Annotated in this window: 13 protein-coding genes; 11 read left to right on the top strand and 2 right to left on the bottom strand. The window is 62.8% G+C overall.

The window, feature by feature from the left end; all coding sequences use genetic code 11:
- Positions 1-101: 101 nt before the first annotated feature.
- Complete coding sequence (locus P3T18_RS07715) at positions 102-2399, bottom strand: hypothetical protein (RefSeq protein WP_429299329.1); 2298 nt, start codon at positions 2397-2399, stop codon at positions 102-104.
- 774 nt (positions 2400-3173) lie between these two features.
- On the opposite strand from P3T18_RS07715, the gene P3T18_RS07710 reads away from it, so the two are divergent.
- From P3T18_RS07710 to P3T18_RS07670, 9 genes are all read left to right on the top strand, one after another.
- Complete coding sequence (locus tag P3T18_RS07710; RefSeq protein WP_429300068.1) at positions 3174-4163, top strand: helix-turn-helix domain-containing protein; 990 nt, start codon at positions 3174-3176, stop codon at positions 4161-4163.
- An 89-nt stretch (positions 4164-4252) separates the two neighbouring features.
- The gene (locus P3T18_RS07705) at positions 4253-5806 is read left to right on the top strand and encodes a mannose-1-phosphate guanylyltransferase/mannose-6-phosphate isomerase (RefSeq protein ID WP_429299328.1); all 1554 of its coding nucleotides are present in this window, start codon (positions 4253-4255) and stop codon (positions 5804-5806) included.
- 52 nt (positions 5807-5858) lie between these two features.
- Positions 5859-7244 (top strand): undecaprenyl-phosphate glucose phosphotransferase, encoded by a 1386-nt coding sequence (locus P3T18_RS07700; RefSeq protein ID WP_429299327.1) that lies wholly within the window; start codon positions 5859-5861, stop codon positions 7242-7244.
- A gap of 70 nt (positions 7245-7314) precedes the next feature.
- Positions 7315-8454 (top strand): polysaccharide biosynthesis/export family protein, encoded by a 1140-nt coding sequence (locus tag P3T18_RS07695; protein WP_429299326.1) that lies wholly within the window; start codon positions 7315-7317, stop codon positions 8452-8454.
- Positions 8455-8502: 48 nt separating this feature from the next.
- On the top strand, positions 8503-10737 hold the full coding sequence (locus P3T18_RS07690; RefSeq protein ID WP_429299325.1) for a polysaccharide biosynthesis tyrosine autokinase: 2235 nt from the start codon (positions 8503-8505) through the stop codon (positions 10735-10737).
- A gap of 76 nt (positions 10738-10813) precedes the next feature.
- Entirely contained in the window at positions 10814-11932 is a 1119-nt protein-coding gene (gene gmd / locus P3T18_RS07685; RefSeq protein ID WP_429299324.1) for a GDP-mannose 4,6-dehydratase, read from the top strand.
- A 5-nt stretch (positions 11933-11937) separates the two neighbouring features.
- Positions 11938-12894: a GDP-L-fucose synthase family protein gene (locus tag P3T18_RS07680; RefSeq protein ID WP_429299323.1), complete on the top strand. Its 957-nt coding sequence runs from the start codon at positions 11938-11940 to the stop codon at positions 12892-12894.
- 125 nt (positions 12895-13019) lie between these two features.
- The gene (locus P3T18_RS07675) at positions 13020-14162 is read left to right on the top strand and encodes a glycosyltransferase family 4 protein (protein ID WP_429299322.1); all 1143 of its coding nucleotides are present in this window, start codon (positions 13020-13022) and stop codon (positions 14160-14162) included.
- 78 nt (positions 14163-14240) lie between these two features.
- Positions 14241-15575, top strand: a complete 1335-nt coding sequence (locus tag P3T18_RS07670) for a glycosyltransferase WbuB (protein ID WP_429299321.1) — start codon at positions 14241-14243, stop codon at positions 15573-15575.
- A gap of 32 nt (positions 15576-15607) precedes the next feature.
- Here the strand turns inward: P3T18_RS07670 and P3T18_RS07665 are convergent, their stop codons facing one another.
- The gene (locus tag P3T18_RS07665) at positions 15608-16084 is read right to left on the bottom strand and encodes a hypothetical protein (protein WP_429299320.1); all 477 of its coding nucleotides are present in this window, start codon (positions 16082-16084) and stop codon (positions 15608-15610) included.
- Positions 16085-16265: 181 nt separating this feature from the next.
- On the opposite strand from P3T18_RS07665, the gene P3T18_RS07660 reads away from it, so the two are divergent.
- Together P3T18_RS07660 and P3T18_RS07655 are read left to right on the top strand one after the other, a co-directional pair.
- Positions 16266-16892: a putative colanic acid biosynthesis acetyltransferase gene (locus tag P3T18_RS07660; protein ID WP_429299319.1), complete on the top strand. Its 627-nt coding sequence runs from the start codon at positions 16266-16268 to the stop codon at positions 16890-16892.
- A 232-nt stretch (positions 16893-17124) separates the two neighbouring features.
- On the top strand, positions 17125-18867 hold the full coding sequence (locus P3T18_RS07655; RefSeq protein ID WP_429299318.1) for an FAD-dependent oxidoreductase: 1743 nt from the start codon (positions 17125-17127) through the stop codon (positions 18865-18867).
- The last annotated feature ends 11 nt before the right edge of the window (positions 18868-18878 follow it).

Raw genomic sequence — 18878 nt, 5'->3', positions numbered from 1 at the left:
CGTGATCGCTGCCGGGGCCTGTCATATCACGACGAAGTATCGTCGCGACTCGACAAGCCCCGTTTCCCGCAGACCAGACCCGCTATACGCGCCGCAATTGCCTAGCGCCCGACATAGCCCTCCGGCGTCCTGACGGCATCCTTGAACACGTCGGCGTTGGTCGAGACGACGTACACGGGCGTCGGCGACAGTTTGAGCGCCGCCACGCCGTCGCGATACGGCAGGGCGGTGGCATTGCCCATCATATCGAGCACGGTCACCTCGCCGTTGGTGCCCGGCGCGTCCACCCGCAGACGATAGTCGACGCTCCGGGTCGCATTGAAGCCGGCGCGCGCGGACCACGCGTCGTTGTCATGCGTCCACAAAGCGGTGACGATCTTGCCGCCGCCGAGCCGCCGGAACGCGTAGCCGTACACGCCTTCGGGCAAAGCCTTGAGCGGCCCGAGCGTGACGGTGCCGTCGACGATGCGCGTCATTGCCGCCACTGCCAGCGCGGCCGGCTTCGGACTGATGTGAGTCGGACCGTATGCGCCGGTCGGGTGGTCGAGTTCGAAGAAAACGCCGTAACCCGGCGCGGTTTCCGGCATATCGGCGAGATAGAAGATGTACGTCATATCCGCGCCTTCGCCGAGCAGGATCAGATGCGTGCGCGCGACGACCGCGGCCTGCGCATACAGCACGTTCCAGCCGGGATAATTCTTGCCGTAAGACTGCCCGATGTCATAGCTGATGCCGGTTTCCGTCACGAACAGCGGCGCGCCCGGTTTCAGGTATTGCGTTATTTCATGGCGCAGGGCGCGCATGGCCGAGGGCAACGCGCCCGCCACCGTCCCCGCGTTGCCGGAATCGGCGACACGCTCGGGAGGATGCGACGGCGTCGTGCCGACATCGTAATAGCCGTGAATGCTCACGCCGTCCATATAGCGGCCGATACCTTGCGGTCCGAGGCGGCGCAGCCACGTCACGTTGGCTTGCACGGACGCGTAGGTCAAACCCATCACCACGGCGTGGGGATCGGTCTGATGAATGCCTTCCCAGACGGCCCGGTACATGGCGACGAAATTCGCGTCGCTGTCGCGCCACGGCAGACCGCCGTCGGCATCGGGTTCCCATGTGACCTGATAGTAGTTGTCGCGCTGTTTCGGGAAGTAAGTGGTTCGTACGCTATTGGATTCCGTGCCGACTTTTGCCATGTACTCCTTCATCTGCGCGAGCGAAGTGGGCGCATAACTGTGCGTCTCTTTCCGGTTCGGACTCGCCCATTGCGGAATGCCGTCGAGCTGGATGAGGCGCAGCAGGTCGCCGCGTCTGAAGAAAGGCGCCAGCTGTTTGGTCGAAGGATTGAAGGTGCCTGCGCTTTTCGGCTCCTCCATATACCAGTTGCGATTGTCGTTGACCCACGTCAGCCCGAGCGCGGTGTACACGGGGCGGTAGCCGTCGCCGTCGCAGCAATGTTGACCGGGTGCAAGATAGGCCGCGCCCTGACCGCCGAAGCGATGCTGATCTTCATACGCGAAGCGGACCGGCGGCAGCGTGGCCGCGAGGTCCGGCAGCACGCCGAAGGTGGCAATGCCCGCCGGCCGCGTGCCGCGCGCGTCGAGCTGTCCATGCGCGCGCTCCAGCGACGCAGAAATCGCAAAGTAGCCGGCAAGACTCGACGCACACATCAAAGTGGACTGCATTGGCCCCGCGCTCACCGGGAACTGGCCGCTGGCACGCACGGTGTTCCAGTTGTCGCGGATTTGCCAGACCAATGTGTCGTTCTGCGTCGGACGCGTCGTGAAAACGAGGGTGAACGGCTTGCCCGCTGCGTAGAGGCGAGTGCCGTCGCCGGGCGTGTCGGCTTCCAGCAGATCGCCGTTCGCCGTCGCGCGAGTTTGCGCACTGGGCGCGGCGCAGCGCAGGCCTTCTCCGCCAAGCGCGCGCAACGCGGTAGGCGCCGGTGCCGATGGCGACGCCGCGGCCGGCGCGGCGGCTGCAGCGGATGCCGCGCCGCTCGCAAAAGCGCAACGCTTGATCACGCCCGGCGCGGGATCGCCGAATACGCCGTTGTTGCAATCGGCGGTGTCGGTGAACGTCTTCACTGCATGCTGTTCGACCGTTCCATACAACACTTCCCGCGTGCCGCTGAAACGGCAGGTGCCGTATTCCGCCGCGCACGGTGTCCACTTTTTACCGTCTGCGGTGAATTCGGCATCTTTCGCGGCGGGCGCGGCGGCATTGCTTGCGCGAGGAGCGGCCACGAGCAGCACGATCGCGACGAGCGCGAAGCCAGCAAGCCGCTGCCGTCCATCGGGACTTGCCGGCACGCGGGCGAACAGTCGCGGCAGGCGGAAGGCGCTTTCATTCGACATGTGATCCCCGTGTCGTTTGATGATCGTTTGCAAGGTGGTAGCCATGTCGACAGCGTTTCAGCGTGTCGCAGGATTGCTAATTCACCAGGCCAGAGCCGCCGTACGCTAGCGTACATTCCAATGTGTTGCGGAAATGGCATAGTGTATTTCCGCAATCGGATGGCGGAAAGGAACCGTCTCCCTTTCGACGAAATCCGCCACTGGCCCGTCTATTGCACAACGCTCTGAAGTTGTCTTATTCGAGTGTTTCAGGTTTGAAACATTAATCGCCCTGTTTATATTACCGACAGCCAATAGCAGGGAATTAAATAATTTTGTCACGCAAAAACTCTTTATATTGGTGACTGTTTTACAGCGAGTTGCCTGATCTATATATCGTCGGAAGAAAGCTGAGCCTGCCGGCATTACCGGCATGCGCCAGCACACATCGGGCGGTTGCACTCATTCTGCCGTCAGTGCAGAAAAAAGTCACTTGAAATCAGTGAGATAAAGGGCGCAATCCGAATCCCGCACGAGTCTTTCGAGTAGCGCGCCAGTGTGGTCTGGCGCACGCAAAGTCGAATTGTTTTTGATTAAGATTCGCAGAACGTAAACAGATTCATATGCGGAATCCGCGTTCGATTTATTGAAAGAAACGCCCTGGCGTGAATGTTCTGAAAATCACTGGCTGGCCACCATATCGATACGCCAACATGTCTGCTCTTTCGGTCATGGCGTTTAAATGCTGGATTGCCGGTGTCTATGATGCACTGCACAGAGGATGCCTCTGTTCGGCCGTTCAGATGACCTTGTAGATCCGTTTTCCGGTGAGGAATGACTATGACCTGCGCGAGTCTCGAGTCTGCAATGCTGCGTTGGGTGCACGCACCGAATAAGGGTATGCGTCGCATCGCCTTACTGATGTTCAACGACTGCTCGTTGCAAGGCGCCGGCGCCGTTGCCGAGGTGTTTCAGGCGGCCAATGAACTGGCTTCGTCGGGTTCCGGCGGATGGCTGTACGACGTGTGTTTCCTGTCGGTCGATGGCGGCATGGTGACGTCGTCGTCCGCGCTGCGGGTGTGGACCGATGGACTCGACGCGCGCCATTACGGCGGTTTCGATGCCTTGTACGTGGCGGGCGGCAAGGGCGCGCAAGCCGCGGCTGCCGACGAGCGCCTGATCGCATGGCTGCGCCGCGTACGCCGCAATACGGGCATGGTTCGACCGATCGCCGAAGGCCGCGCGCTGCTCGAAGCGGCGTATTCCGCCGATGCACGCGAAGGCGGCGACCTGCGCCAGCCGCCGCTGCCGTCGTCGCGTCAGAGCGAGCCGAACAACAGCGATGCCGGCGACCGTCTCGAATCGATGCGCAGCGCGCTTGCCATGATCAAGCGCGATCTGGGCAGCGCCACGGCGCGCACGGTCGCAGAACGCCTGCTCGCCGATTCCTGCTCGAACCTTGCGCCGCTGCTCGGTGAAGACGGCGGTCTCAGTCCCGGCGACAAAGTACGCGCGGCAGCCCGCTGGTTGCAGGAAAACTGCCAGCAATCGATTTCGATTGCCGACGCCGCGCAGTTCGCCGCCATGAGCGAACGCAATTTCCTGCGCCGCTTCAAGATGGAAATGGGCATCACGCCTTCCAGTTTCCTGCTGCACGAACGCCTCGCGGTGACCTGCAGCCTGTTGACCGAGTCCGAGTTGCCGGTCGACAAGATTGCGCGGCGCACCGGCATGGGCAACGGCGACCGGCTCGCCAAGGTGTTCCGCAAACGCATGAGAATTTCCCCGACGGAGTTCCGGATTCAAAGCCGCCGACTGGTCGGCGCATAGCGAAGGCGCCGCTGCACGGCAAAACGCGCTGGCAACGCAATGCTTCGACGGTATTGCGGTGGGGTTGAAGAATTATAAGGAATGCGAATATGTTGATTCAGGGAGCTGGAAGCGCTGTGTCGGTGAATCCGAACGGCGCAAGCGCCGGGACGGCCGGCTCGCGCTGCACGCGCATCGTACCGGTCATCCTCGCGGGTGGCTCGGGCACGCGCCTGTGGCCGGTATCGCGCGAAAATTTTCCCAAGCAGCTGATCGACGTGGTCGGTTCCGATTCGCTTCTGCAAGCCACCGCTCGCCGCATGAACGGTTTTCCGTCTGGCTGGAGCGTGGATGCATCGCCCATCATCGTGTGCGGTGAAGAGCATCGCTTCGTGATTGCCGAGCAACTGCAGGAAAACGGCGTGACGGCGCGACTGATCGTCGAACCCGCGCGTCGCGATACGGCGCCGGCGTTGACGCTTGCCGCTTCGCTCGCCTGCGCGGCCGGCGACGACGCCATTCTCATCGTGATGCCCGCCGATCATTCGATCGCCAACGTCGACGCCTTGCAAAGCGCGCTGCAAACCGCCGCGCGTCATGCGCAAGAAGGTTCGATCGCCACTCTCGGCGTTCCGCCGACACGGCCCGACACCGGCTTCGGCTATATCCGCATCGGTGCCGAATTGCCCGATGGCGGTCACGCCATTGCAGGCTTCGTCGAGAAGCCGGCGGAAGAACTCGCCGCGCAATACGTCGCCGCCGGTACGTACTGGTGGAACAGCGGCATCTTCATCGTCAAGGCGAGCGTCTGGCTCGACACGCTCAAACGCTTGCAACCCGAGATGCATGCGGCCTGCGAGCAGGCCTTCACGAACGGCCGCGCCGACGGCGCCTATTTCCGCCCGCTGCTGGACGCCTTCCTCGCCGCGCCGGCCGATTCGATCGATTACGCCGTGATGGAACGCCTCACGGACGGTGAAAGCAAAGTGGACGGCAATCAGCCTGCCGCGGCGGCCAATGCCGCGGGCGTGGTCGTGCCGCTGGACGCCGGCTGGTCCGATCTCGGTTCGTGGGATGCCGTCTGGGCCGCGATGGACAAAGACGCCAACGGCAACGCCGGACGTGGCCGCGTGACCTTCGAAGGCGCCGTGTCGAGCTATGCGCATTCGGAAGGGCGGCTGGTCGCCTGCGTCGGCACGACCAACGTAGTGGTCGTGGAAACGGCCGACGCGGTGCTGGTGGTCGATCGCTCGCATGTACAGGACGTGAAGGGTCTGGTGTCGCGTATCAAGGCGCAGCACGCGCCCGAAGCCGACGCGCACCGCAAGGTTCGCCGCCCGTGGGGCTTCTACGATTCGATCGACCATGGCGAGCGTTTCCAGGTCAAGCGCATCGTGGTCACGCCGGGCGCGCAACTCTCGCTGCAATTGCATCACCACCGCGCCGAGCATTGGGTCGTCGTGCGCGGCACCGCGCTCGTCACGCGCGGTGAAGAGCAGTTCCTGCTGAGCGAAAACGAATCGACCTACATTCCGCTCGGCACGCGCCACCGCCTCGAAAACCCGGGCAAGGTGCCGCTCGAAATCATTGAAATCCAGTCAGGCGCCTATCTCGGCGAAGACGACATCGTGAGGTTCAACGACAACTACGGCCGCTGCTCCTAACAGCGCGCCGGGATCATCCGCGGATAAGAACGGCAAGAACGAGGGAAGCAAAATGCGCAAGTTTCAGGATTTGCTCGCGCGAATATTCGATGTCGCGTTGGTGCTGACGGGTGCGGCGGTAGCGTCGCAGATCCGCTTTGAATACCTCGCTCAATCCAAATTCTATTGGGCGTTCGTGATGTTTTCCGCTGCGTTCGCGCTGGCGATCTTTCCGGCGTTCGGCGTCTACGAATCGTGGCGCGGCCGCTCCAAGCTCGCGCTCGCCGGCCAGGTGTCGCTCGCGTGGCTGATGGTGCAATGCTGCGCGCTCGTGCTGATGTACTCGCTGCATCGCGCCGATTTCGTTTCGCGTCTGTGGTTCTCGTACTGGACCGCGATGACGGGCGGCATGCTGATCTCCTATCGCCTCATCACGCATGCCGTGCTGGCACGCGCACGCGGTGCCGGCATGAATCTGCATCAGGTCGCGATCGTGGGCAGCGGCGCGCAATGCGACGCGATCATCCGCCGTATCGATTCCGCGCCGACCACCGGCTTTCGTGCCACGGTGGTCTTCAACACGCGTCCCGACACGTCGCCCGTGACAAGCCCGCGTGTGCCGGTTTTCGAGCGCGTCAACGAACTGGCCGAGTACATCCGCACGAACGACGTGCACGAACTCTGGCTGATGCTCTCGCTCACCGAAGAGCCGCTGATCGTCTCGCTCATCAACGAGTTTCGCGACGACCTCGTGAACATCCGCTTCATGCCCGACGTGCGCAGCCTCGCGCTTTTCGAAGGCAGCGGCGTGATCGATCTGCTCGGCGTGCCCGCCATCAATCTGGTGGCGTCGCCGCTGTCGGCGAGCTCGATGCTGAAGAAAGAGATCTTCGATCGCATCTTCGCGGCGACCGCACTGCTCGGTCTCGCGCCGATCATGGTCGCGATTGCGATTGCGGTGAAGCTTTCCTCGCGCGGCCCGGTGCTGTTCCGTCAACGACGCAAGGGCGCGGACGGCCGCGTCTTCACCATCTACAAATTCCGTTCGATGCGTCTGCACAACGAGCCGAAGGGCATCGTGCAGCAGGCCACGCGCAACGATCCGCGCGTCACCCGTGTCGGCGCGTTCCTGCGTCGCACGAGCCTCGACGAACTGCCGCAATTTTTCAACGTGCTGCGTGGCGATATGTCGGTCGTCGGACCGCGTCCCCATGCACTCGAGCACGACGATCTGTATCAGAAGGTCGTCGCTGGCTACATCAATCGCTACCGGATCAAACCGGGAATCACGGGCTGGGCGCAGATCAACGGCTACCGTGGCGAAACAGACCGCATCGAGAAAATGGAACGTCGCGTCGAACACGACCTGTACTACCTGGGGCACTGGTCGTTCGCACTCGACATGCGGATCATCGGCGCGACGATCGTTGCCGGACTGGGGCATCGAAACGCTTACTAAGAAGTAGTTAACAAGCACGCTGGGCCCTGCCTCCCCCGAGGACAGACGCCCTGGCGCAAGGAGGAAGATCATGGGCTCGCTTGAAATACGTACGGGAAGTTTGGTGATTTGCACGGTGGCTGCTTTACTCGCGGGCTGCTCGCTCGCGCCGGGGCAGCGGATGGTGACGCCTGCCGCTGTGCAGGACACGGGTGGTCTTTACAGCACCGAAGCGTCGCAGCAGGTGCAGGTGCCGATCACCGACATCAACCTGTCGCTGTTGCGCAAGATGAAGGCCGATCAGAAGGCTGCGGCATTGCCGGCAGATACGGTTGGCCTGTTCGGCAAGCCGACCGCATACAAGGTCGGTCCCGGCGACGTGCTGCAGATCGTCGTGTGGGATCACCCGGAACTCGCTGCCGCGCTCGGCCAGCCGGCGCAGAACTCGAAGACTTCGGATGCCGCACCCGGCTTCCTGATCGACGAGAACGGCGACGTGCAATTCCCGTATGCAGGCACGCTGCACGTGGCGGGCAAGGACGTCGGCACGATCCAGCGCGAGTTGCACAAGAAGCTGAGCGTGGTGTACCAGAAGCCTGAAGTGACGGTGCGCGTCGCCTCGTTCCGCGCCGCGCAGGTGTATGTGGACGGTGAAGTGCGTCTGCCGGGCACGCAGTCGATCAACGACATTCCGATGTCGCTCACGAGCGCGATCAACATGAGCGGCGGTTTCAGCGCCAATGCCGATCGCAGCCGCGTGGACCTGATCCGCAACGGCACGACGTATCCGCTGAACGTGGACGATCTGGTCAAGCGCGGTCGTAATCCGTCGGACATCTATCTGCGGCCGGGCGACATCGTGCGCGTTTCCTCGCGTGACGACAGCGCCGTGTTCGTGATGGGTGAAGTCAACAAGCCGGCCACCATCCTGCCGATGCGCAACGGCTCGCTGACCTTGTCGCAAGCGATTTCGGACAGTGGCAGTTTCAACTCCAACACGGCCGAAACCAAGCAGTTGTTCGTGATCCGCAATTCGACGAGCGATACGCCCGAGGTCTACCACCTCGACGCGACCTCGCCCGTTTCGATGGTGCTCGCGAACCAGTTCGAGTTGCAACCGAAGGACGTGGTGTACGTGGATAACAATGCGCTCGTCCGCTTCAACCGCGTGCTGAACCTGCTGCTCCCGGCGATCAACGCGGCTGTGACGGGTGCTGTCCTCGCGAAGTAAAACCATGCCTCGCGATCGTGAACCGCCAGGCTTTGCTGGGTGAAGAAAATGGCAATCAACTTCGAGAACCGCTATACGGACGTCTCCGGGCCGGATGAGTTGCATCTGTCGGACTATCTGCGCACGATCGTGCGAGGCTGGCGCACGATCCTCATGGTTACGCTGATCGCATTGGCGCTGGGGTGCGCCTATGCGTTCCTCGCTCCGCCGGTGTATCGCGCGGACGTGATGTTCCATGTGGAAGACAAGACTGCCAATGCCAACGGCAACGGCAAGGATTCCTTGCCGCCGCTCACCGGCATGTTCGACACTAAACCGTCGACCGCGGCGGAGATCGAGTTGCTGAAGTCGCGGCTCGTCACCGAGGAAACGGTCAAGCGTCTGCATCTCGACATCTCGGCGTCGCCACGCTACTTCCCCATCATCGGCGGCATGATCGCGGGTCTGGTGAACGGGCAATGGGGCTTCAAGTTGCCCTCGTTCATCAACCTGTCCGGTTACGCATGGGGCAATGAAAGCATCAAGGTGTCGCGCTTCGATACCTCGAAAGACATGTACGACACGCCCTTTACGCTGATTGCCGGCAACGAGGGTTCGTACGTGTTGCGCGACAAGAACGGCATCGCGATCCTGTCGGGCCATGTGGGCGAAACGGTGGAAACCGATACCGCCGACGGCCCGATCGCCTTGCACGTCGATGCGCTGACCGGTCCTGCCGGCTCGCGCTTCGAACTGCAGCGCGCGTCGACGCTCGTGACGGTGGACCGCCTGCAGAAAGCGCTGGTGGTGCAGGAAACCACGCTGCAATCGGGCGTGATCCGTGCGAGCCTCGAAGGCGGCGACAGTGCCTTGACGGCTGCGATCGTCAACAACATGGCACGCGAATTCGTGCGTCAGGACGTGGCCAGCCGTTCGACGGAAGCCGAGCATATGCTCGCATTCCTCGACCAGCAACTGCCCGGCCTGCGCAAGGAACTCGACGACGCCGAGCAGCGCTACAACAAGTTCCGCAATACGCACGGCACGGTCGACCTCGGCGAAGAAAGCCGTTTGCTGCTGCAACAGATCGTCGATAACAAGACCAAGCTGCTCGACCTGCAAACGCAACGCGCGGAGATGTCGCAACGCTTCACGGCGAATCACCCGGCGGTTGCGGCACTCGACGCGCAGATCGCGGCCTTGCAAGGCGCACAGACCAACATGAACCGCAGCGTGTCCGTCATGCCGGATACGGAACAAACCGCTTTGCGGCTGCTGCGCGACGTGCACGTGGACACCGAGCTTTATACGAACCTGCTGAACAGCGCGCAGCAATTGCGCGTGGCGAAAGCGGGGCAGGTGGGCAACGTGCGCGTGGTGGATTTCGCCGAAGCACCCGACGAACCCGTGCGTCCGAAGCGCGTGCTGGCGATCCTGATCGCGCTGGGCGGCGGTCTGGTGATCGGCATCATGCTGACCTTCTTCAAGCGCGCGATGTACGGCGGCGTGGAACGTCCGGATGAAATCGAAGCCGCGCTCGGCGTGCCGGTGTTTGCGATCGTGCCGCGTAGCCAGCAGCAGATCCGTCTGCAGGAAAACGTGATGTTGCGCCGTCGCGGTTTGCATGTGCTCGCGCAGCAGGCGCCGGAAGACATCGCCGTGGAGGGCGTGCGCAATCTGCGCACCTCGCTGCAACTGTCGCTCGATCATGCCGAGAACAACGTGGTGATGATTACCGGCTCGCGTCCCGACGCCGGCAAATCGTTCCTCTCGGTGAATCTGGCGGCACTGGTGGCGTCGGCGAACAAGCGCGTGCTGATTATCGACGGCGACATGCGGCGCGGCGACGTTCACTCGCACTTCGGTATCGTCCATCAGCCGGGTCTGTCCGACGCGCTGAGCGGCGGCGACCTGCAATCGATGATCCAGCGCGACGTGCTGCCGGGCCTCGATGTGCTGGCCAAGGGCACGCTGCCTTCGCATCCGTCCGAACTGCTGATGAGCAAGCGCTTCGAGACGATGCTCGAAGAACTGAAGTCGCACTACGACCTCGTGATCGTCGATACGCCGCCGGTGCTCGCCGTGACCGACTCGACGGTGATCGGCAAGCACGTCGGCACCACGCTACTGGTGGTGCGCCACGGACGTCATCCGATGAACGAGATCTCCGAGACGGTCAAGCGACTGCTCAACGGCGGCGTTCATCTCAAAGGTGTGCTGCTCACGGACGTTCCGCAGGAAGGCGCCTTCCTCGGTTCGGGCTATCAGGGCGGCTATTACGGATACGACAGCATCGCCGGTTGAGGTGTGCTCCCGACCGGGAGCGCCACTCGACCAGCACGAAGCACTGCATTGCATTGTTTAACCGGGAGAATGCTTCATGAAACGTAAGGTCGCGCTGATCACCGGCATCACTGGACAGGACGGGTCGTATCTGGCGGAGCTGCTGCTCTCCAAGGATTACGACGTACACGGAATCAAACGCAGGTCCTCGCTGTTCAATACGGATCGGATCGACCACCTCTATCGCGATCCGCACGATCCGGATCAGAGGCTCTTTCTGCACCATGCGGACCTGACCGACTCGACCAGCATTTTGCGCGTGATTCAACGCGTCGAACCTGACGAGATCTACAACCTCGCGGCGCAGAGCCACGTGGCGGTGTCGTTCGAAGAGCCGGAATATACGGCGAACGCGGACGGTCTCGGCGCCTTGCGGATTCTCGAAGCGATCCGGATTCTCGGCCTGCAGGAAAAGACGCGCTTTTATCAGGCGTCGACTTCGGAACTGTACGGTCTCGTACAGCAGGTGCCGCAGTCCGAAACCACGCCGTTCTATCCGCGCAGCCCGTATGCGGTCGCCAAGCTGTTCGCGTACTGGACCACGGTGAATTATCGCGAGGCCTATGGGCTCTACGCGTGCAACGGCATTCTGTTCAACCACGAATCGCCGGTGCGCGGCGAGACTTTCGTGACGCGCAAGATCACGCGTGCCGTCGCGCGTATCGCGGTCGGTATGCAGAAGACGCTGTATCTCGGCAATCTCTCGGCGTTGCGCGACTGGGGTCACGCGCGCGATTACGTGGAGATGCAATGGCGCATGCTGCAACAGGACAAACCTGAGGATTACGTCATCGCAACCGGCGTGCAGTACAGCGTACGGCAGTTCGTGCAGCACGCCGCCGCTGAGCTGGGTGTCACGGTGCGTTTTGAAGGCAGCGGCGTGGACGAAGTGGGTATCGTCGAAAAGGTCGAAGGACGCGAGATCAAGATGTCGCCCGGCGACGTGATCGTGCGGGTCGATCCGCGCTACTTCCGTCCGGCCGAAGTCGAAACCCTGCTGGGCGATCCGTCGAAAGCGCACGCGCAACTCGGCTGGCAGCCTACTACGTCGTTCGAAGCGCTGGTCAAGGAAATGGTGCGTGCGGACTACCAGATCGCGAGACGCGACGCGCTCGTCACCCTGGCTGGTTTCACGGCGCTGGAACATCACGAGTGACTGCGATGAACAAACAAGCACGCATCTTCGTCGCGGGACACCGCGGCATGGTCGGCTCCGCGCTGGTCAGGCGGCTGACCGCCGCGGGGTATCCGAATGTGATCACGCGTACGCGCGCGGAGCTGGATCTCAAGGATCAGGCTGCCGTGAACCGCTTTTTCGAGGAAGAGCGGATCGACGTGGTGCTGCTCGCCGCTGCGCGCGTGGGCGGTATTCTCGCGAACTCGTCGCGGCCTGGCGAGTTCATCTACGAGAATCTGGTGATCGAAACCAACGTGATCCACGCGGCGTATCGGGCAAAAGTGGATCGGCTGGTGTTCTTCGGTTCGTCGTGCATTTATCCGAAGCAGTGTCCGCAGCCGATTCGCGAAGAATATCTGCTCACGTCGCCGCTCGAACCGACCAACGACGCCTACGCGATCGCCAAAATCGCCGGGCTGAAGTTGTGCGAGGCGTACAACCGCGAGTATCAGACGAAGTACGTTTCGCTGATGCCGACCAACCTGTACGGTCCGAACGACAACTACGACCTGAACAGCAGCCACGTCCTGCCGGCTTTGCTGCGCAAGGCGCATGAAGCGAAGCTGAACGGCGCGGCGTCGCTGACGGTGTGGGGTTCCGGCACGCCGTGCCGCGAATTCCTGCATGTCGACGACCTCGCCGCCGCCACGCTCTTCGTGCTCGAAAACGGCGTGACGGACGGTCTGTTCAACGTTGGCGTGGGACACGACCTGACGATCCGCGAACTCGCCGAATGCATCTGCCGGGTCGTCGGATTCGAAGGTCAACTCGTGTTCGATGCGTCGAAACCCGACGGCACGCCGCGCAAACTGCTCGACGTGTCTCGCCTCACGGAAATGGGCTGGCAGGCGTCCATTGGCCTGGAGGAGGGAATTGCCGCCACTTACCGCGAGTTTGCCGAGCTTCATGCGGGTTCGACTCCGGCTGCCGTCGCCGCCTAGCCGCATCGGAAGACGTAAAACGCGCCCGCGAGCGCGATACCAAGAGTTCACCAGGGAACTTGGGCGGTCCGCCGGTTACATCGCGGACCGCACAGGGGGACGAAATTTCGAGGAGTGGCATAAAAATGACGGCATCAGTCACGATCTTCCACAACGTCGTATGGTCGCGTCACAAGGGTGTCGTGTTCTCCGCTTTGCATAATATTTCGGCGTCCGGAGCAATACGGTATTCGATGGTGCAGATCGCGGACACCGAGCACGACCGCATCGGCTTCTCCGAAGTGGATTACTCGTACCATCGCTATCCGATGCAGAAGCTGTTCGACGGTTGCTACGAAGATGTGCCCACGATGAAGCTGATGTGGCGTCTCACATGGGAAGTGCTGCGGGCGAAGTCGGACCTGATCGTTTTGCCGGGCTACCATCGTCCCGAGTACTGGGCCATGCTGGCCGCGTGCATCGTCACCGGCAAACGGCGCGCAGTGTTCTGCGATTCGACCGCGCGCGACCGGCCCAAGAAGCTGCTCACCTCGATTCCAAAACGCGTGTTTTTCTCGCTATGCGACGGCTATTTCGGTTTCGGCGAACGCAGCCGCGAATATCTGCTGTCGCTCGGCGCGAAACGCGACAAGATTTTCGTACCGTGTCAGGCCGCCGCGTTGCCGGGATCGTTTTCGCCGGAGCGCGCGCTCGTCGAGCGGACCGAAGCCCGTGCGGGCAATCCGCCGGTGTTTCTGTACGTGGGGCGTCTTTCCGAAGAGAAGGGCATCGGCACGCTGATCGAAGCATTTGCCGGTTTGCGGCGGCGTATTCCGGCGGCACGACTGCGCATCGTCGGCACCGGGCCGATGAAAGACGTGCTGCATGCCAAAGTGGCCGAACTCCAGCTCGGCGACTCCGTGACCTTCGTCGGCAGTCTGCAGGACGAGCCGCTGACGCGTGAGTATTACGGCGCGACCTGCATGGTGCTGCCGAGTTATAGCGAACCGTGGGGACTGGTCGTCAACGAGTCGCTGGCGCACGGCTGCCCGGCAGTGGTGAGCGAGAGTTGCGGCTGCGTGCCCGAACTGGTGATCGACGGCGTGAGCGGTTATGCGTTCACGGCGGGCGACGTCGCGGCGCTGCAACGCACCATGCTGAAGGCCATGGAAGCATTCGACGACGCTGCCGGCACCGCGCGCCGCTGCATGGACGTGATCCGACGTTTCGATCCGCCCACGGCTGCCGCGAATATCGCGCGCGGCTGCGCCCTGATGCTCAGCGATTGAACCCGTACTGATGCCGTATGCGCGCGGCCTGAGGCCGCGTCATGCGTGCATAGCTCTGCAACCGTTCTGGCTGCCACAATGAAGATCCTTATTTACGGCCTCAATTACGCGCCGGAACTGACGGGAACGGGCAAGTACACGGCGGAAATGGCCGTCCTGCTGGCCGCCAGGGGTCACGAGGTGCGCGCGGTGTGTGCGCCGCCTTACTACCCGGAATGGCGTATCGGCGAGGGCTATTCATCGTGGCGCTACAAACGCGAAACGCGTGACGGCGTGACCGTATGGCGCGCGCCGATCTGGGTCCCGTCGCGGCCCAGCGGACTCAAGCGCATGCTGCATCTGGCGACCTTCGCGGCAAGCTCGTTGCCGGTTCTCGCGCGCCAGACTTTCTGGCGCCCCGATGTCGTGATGCTGATCGCGCCCACGCTCATGTGCGCGCCCGCCGCGTTGACGCTCGCCGGACTGGCGCGCTCGAAAACCTGGCTGCATATTCAGGATTTCGAAGTGGATGCGGCCTTCGAACTCGGTTTGCTCAATAGCTCGCGCGCGTCGCGCGTGGCGCGCTGGATCGAGAGCGCGCTGTTGCGGCGTTTCGATGCGGTTTCGTCCATCACGCGTCAGATGACCGTGCGAGCGCAAGCGAAAGGCGTGCAGCCGTCGCGTATCGTGTGTCTGCCGAACTGGGTGGACGTGAAGGCGATTTTTCCGCTTCCACAGGCGAGCGACTACCGGCGCGTGCTCGGCATCGGTGCGGCGCAAAAAGTGATTCTCTACTCGGGCAACATGGGCGCGAAGCAGGGCATCGAGACGCTCGCCGACGCGGCCGCGTTGCTCGCCGATCGCACGGACCTCACCTTCGTTTTCTGCGGCAGCGGTGCGGCCAGAGAAAATCTGCTGGCGCGCTGCGCGGGTCTGTCGAACTGCGTATTCATGCCCTTGCAGCCGTTGGAGCGGCTCAACGAACTGCTCAATCTCGCGGACATTCACGTATTGCCGCAACGCGGCGATGCCGCGGATCTGGTGATGCCGTCGAAGCTCACCGGCATGTTCGCCAGCGGCCGCGCCATCGTGGCGATGGCACGGCGCGGCACGGGTCTCTACGACGCAGTGGCGCCGCGTGGCGTCGTCGTGCCGCCGGACGACGTCAAGGCGCTGGCATCGGCTATCGGCGTGCTGGCGAAAGATCCGCAGCGGCGCGCCGCGCTCGGCAAAGCGGCACGCAATTACGCGGAACGCGCGCTGTCGCCGGAAGCGACCATGCGGACTTTCGAGGAGCGTCTGGCAACGTTGTCGCGCGACGCGGGCGGTGAGAGTTCCGATGCGCGTGCGGCGTATTTCGAAGCGCGCGGTCCGGCGGCCGCGGCACGCCGCCGCGGCAAGCCTACGACGGCGAAGGAAGCCGCGCCGGATTGATCCGGTACGCGGCCATTCTCATGCAGACGACCTCACCACGGCGAACGATACACGGCGCGCTTACCCGCGCCGGTGGTGTCGTACGGGTCGGCATACGTGGATTTGGCGGCGCCGGCCGCCATCAGGTTGTCGCCGGCTTTGGGAGCGCCTCCCGCTTTGGCGTTGCGGGCACCCTTGGCCGGCGCGGCCGCGCCACCGCCCTGGCCGCCACCGGTCACGGTCATGCGCTGTTCGTTGAGCAGCGCGGCCTGCTGCGCATCGGCGCCGTCGCCTTGCGCATCGGGCGAGCCATATTCGCGCGGTGCGCCGAGCAGGCTCTGTTCCTTCTTCAAACGCGCGGCCTGACGATCGGCGCCCGTCGGCGCGGCGTTCGTCGTGCCATAACCGAGGCCGGCCGGCGCAGCCGCGGGGGCCGCATTGGGCGCGGCATTCTGCGCGAAGACGGGTGCGGCGCACGAAACGGCGACGATGAAAAGCGAGGCGGCGAGTTGCCGATGCGAACTGGTCATGATGTTCCCCGGAATGGTGCGGTCGCGATAGAGCTATCGTGCGCCAACCGTCACGCGCGTAGCCGCCAAAACGCTTCCCTGCGCGGCCAGTGCGCGAAGTCGCGTAAGGCGCCGCAACATAATGTAAGCAATCTGGCGGCTTTGTATCTGTTCACCGCCGCTCGTAGCGTGGAGAAATTCGATGGGTAACGTAGCCGATGATCCGCTGATCGGACGCCTGCCGGAACAGGGCGCAAGCGAGGGCGGCCACGCCGGTCGCGTGATCGATCTGAGCCGTGCCGGCAAGGGCAATTTCGTGGCGAAGCGTAGCGCGCTGATCGAACTCATCTGGTTCGTGCTCGAAGCTTGCGTGATCAACAACAAGCTGCTGCCGCTCTCGTTCGTGCGCGTCGGCCTGCTGCGTCTTTTCGGCGCGAAGGTCGGACGCGGCTGCCGCTTCGTGCATCCCGTGCGCGTGAAGGCGCCCTGGAACCTCGAAGTGGGCGACAACTGCTGGTTCGGCGTCGACGTCTGGATCTACAACCAGGCGCTCATCCGGATCGGCTCCAATGTCTGCGTATCGCAGGGGACTTTCCTCAGCGCGGGTTCGCATGACATGAGCACCACGATGGATTTGCGCGTCGCGCCGATCGTCATCGAAGACGGTGTGTGGATTACCTCGAAGTGCGTCGTGCAGATGGGCGTGACGATCGGTCGTTCGGCCGTAGTGACGCCGCTATCCGTTGTTCATCGGTCCCTTGAACCGGAGGGCGTGTACGGCGGAAATCCGTGTCGTTTTCTGAGGAATCGCTTCGATTCCGTGACCTGAACCACATAGATAGAACCGCAGCGTTTGTACGCTGAGGAGGCCGAGTCGTTGAGCACCGGAAGGTCGGCAGACACCCTGCGTTTTTCGATCGACTTTTGAAGATCGGCGCACCGTGATTCGTTCGATGGAAGGGTCCGGCAACGACGTGTGCGTTGGCTTGCTTGCTAGCTCCGGCTGGCGGGCCGCCGGGTGGACGCACTCAAGAAATGCAGGAAGAAGATGGGGAGCAGGGATGTTTATCGATACTCGCAACGTCGAACAGAATACGGTCATCGAAACGACAGTCTGCATCATCGGCGGCGGGGTAGCCGGGATCACGCTCGCGCTGGAGATGTCGAAAGCAGGAGTCGACGCCTGCATACTCGAAAGCGGCGGCTTCGGGCCGGACGACGAAACGCGCGATCTCTATCGCGGCGAAAACGTCGGGCTTCCTTATACTTTCGCAGACGGCTCGCGCAGCCGCTATTTCGGCGGCAGCAGCAATTGCTGGGGCGGCTGGTGCCGTCCGCTCGATCCGTGGGATTTCGAAAAGCGCGACTGGATTCCGCACAGCGGCTGGCCGTTCGGTCTCGAAGAACTCGCACCGTACTACGCCCGCACACATGATCTGCTGAAACTCGGCCCGCAGAATTTCGATCCGGCCTATTGGGAACGTGAAATCGGCCGGCCCGACGTGCGCCGCATTTCGCTCTCGACCGGCGACATGCGCGACACGGTTGCCCAGTTCAGTCCGCCGGTTCGCTTCGGCAAGGTGTATCGCGAGGAATTGCAGCGCTCGCCGCGGGTTCGCGTGTATCTCTACGCCAACGTGCTCAACATTGACGCCGACGCGCAGGGCACCTCGATTTCGCGCCTGCAGGTCGGCACGATCAGCGGACGCAGACTGTCCGTGACGGCGAAAATTTTCGTGCTGGCCACGGGCGGCATCGAAAACGCGCGTCTTCTGCTGGCTTCGAATAACGTGCACAGCACCGGCCTTGGCAACGCGAACGATCTGGTGGGCCGCTATTTCATGGACCATCCGCGCATGATGTCGGGCAAGGTGCGCTTCCGTCAGGGCATCAAGCGCAACAAGCTCTACGACATCAAGTATCACTACCAGAACGCGGCGGTGTCGGCGAACGGCACCAAGATCTCGTCGCAGTTCGCACCGAGCCAGGAATGGATGCAGCGCGAGAAACTGCTCAATTCACGCGTGTGGCTTTACTCGCGCTGGTACGGCGAGGGCAGCGCGGGTTCCGAGGCGCTGATCCGCTGCAAGGAAGCGTTGATGCAGAAAGACCAGCCGGGCCGCAGCCTGAAGGCCGATATCGCGACCATGGCCGCGCATCCGCTGGACACGGTGGGTTTCGGCTTGACGCGTCTGCTGCAGTGGCCGGCGCTGATTACCGACGTGACCTTGCAGGCCATCGCGGAAGCCGTGCCCGATCCCGATAGTCGCGTGACGTTGTCGCCTGACCGGCGCGACCGTTTCGGCATGCCGCGCGTCCGGGTGGAATGGCGTCTGGGTGAACAGGTGCAACGCACCTTCGACAAAACCTTCTCGCTGCTCGCGAAAGAACTGCAACAGGCCGGCGTCGCGGACGTGCAACTCGATGCGCCGATCGAAGGCCGCCGCTGGCCCGCGAAACTCGAAGGTACGTGGCACCACATGGGCACTACGCGCATGCATGATTCTCCGCGCGAAGGCGTGGTGGATCGTGACGGCAAGGTACACGGCATCAGCAATCTGTATATCGGCGGAAGCTCGGTGTTTCCAACGGTCGGCGCCAACTTCCCGACCATCACGATTGCGGCGCTGTCCTTGCGGCTTGCCGGTCATCTGATCCGTCAGCTCGATCTGCCGGATGTCGTCGCCAACTCGCGGCTCGAGGCAGCCAACAGCGCCATGATGTCGATTCCCGCGCAATCGCAGATCGACACGCTGCCGATCGCGGCGTCCACGTTGACGCCTTCACTCATGAAAGAGCGGTGAAACGCAAACCG

The organism is Paraburkholderia sp. GAS199, from assembly GCF_050436585.1.
GTDB lineage: Bacteria > Pseudomonadota > Gammaproteobacteria > Burkholderiales > Burkholderiaceae > Paraburkholderia.
Note: the sequence above shows the minus strand (reverse complement) of the source record. Positions and strands in the feature narration are given on the sequence as shown.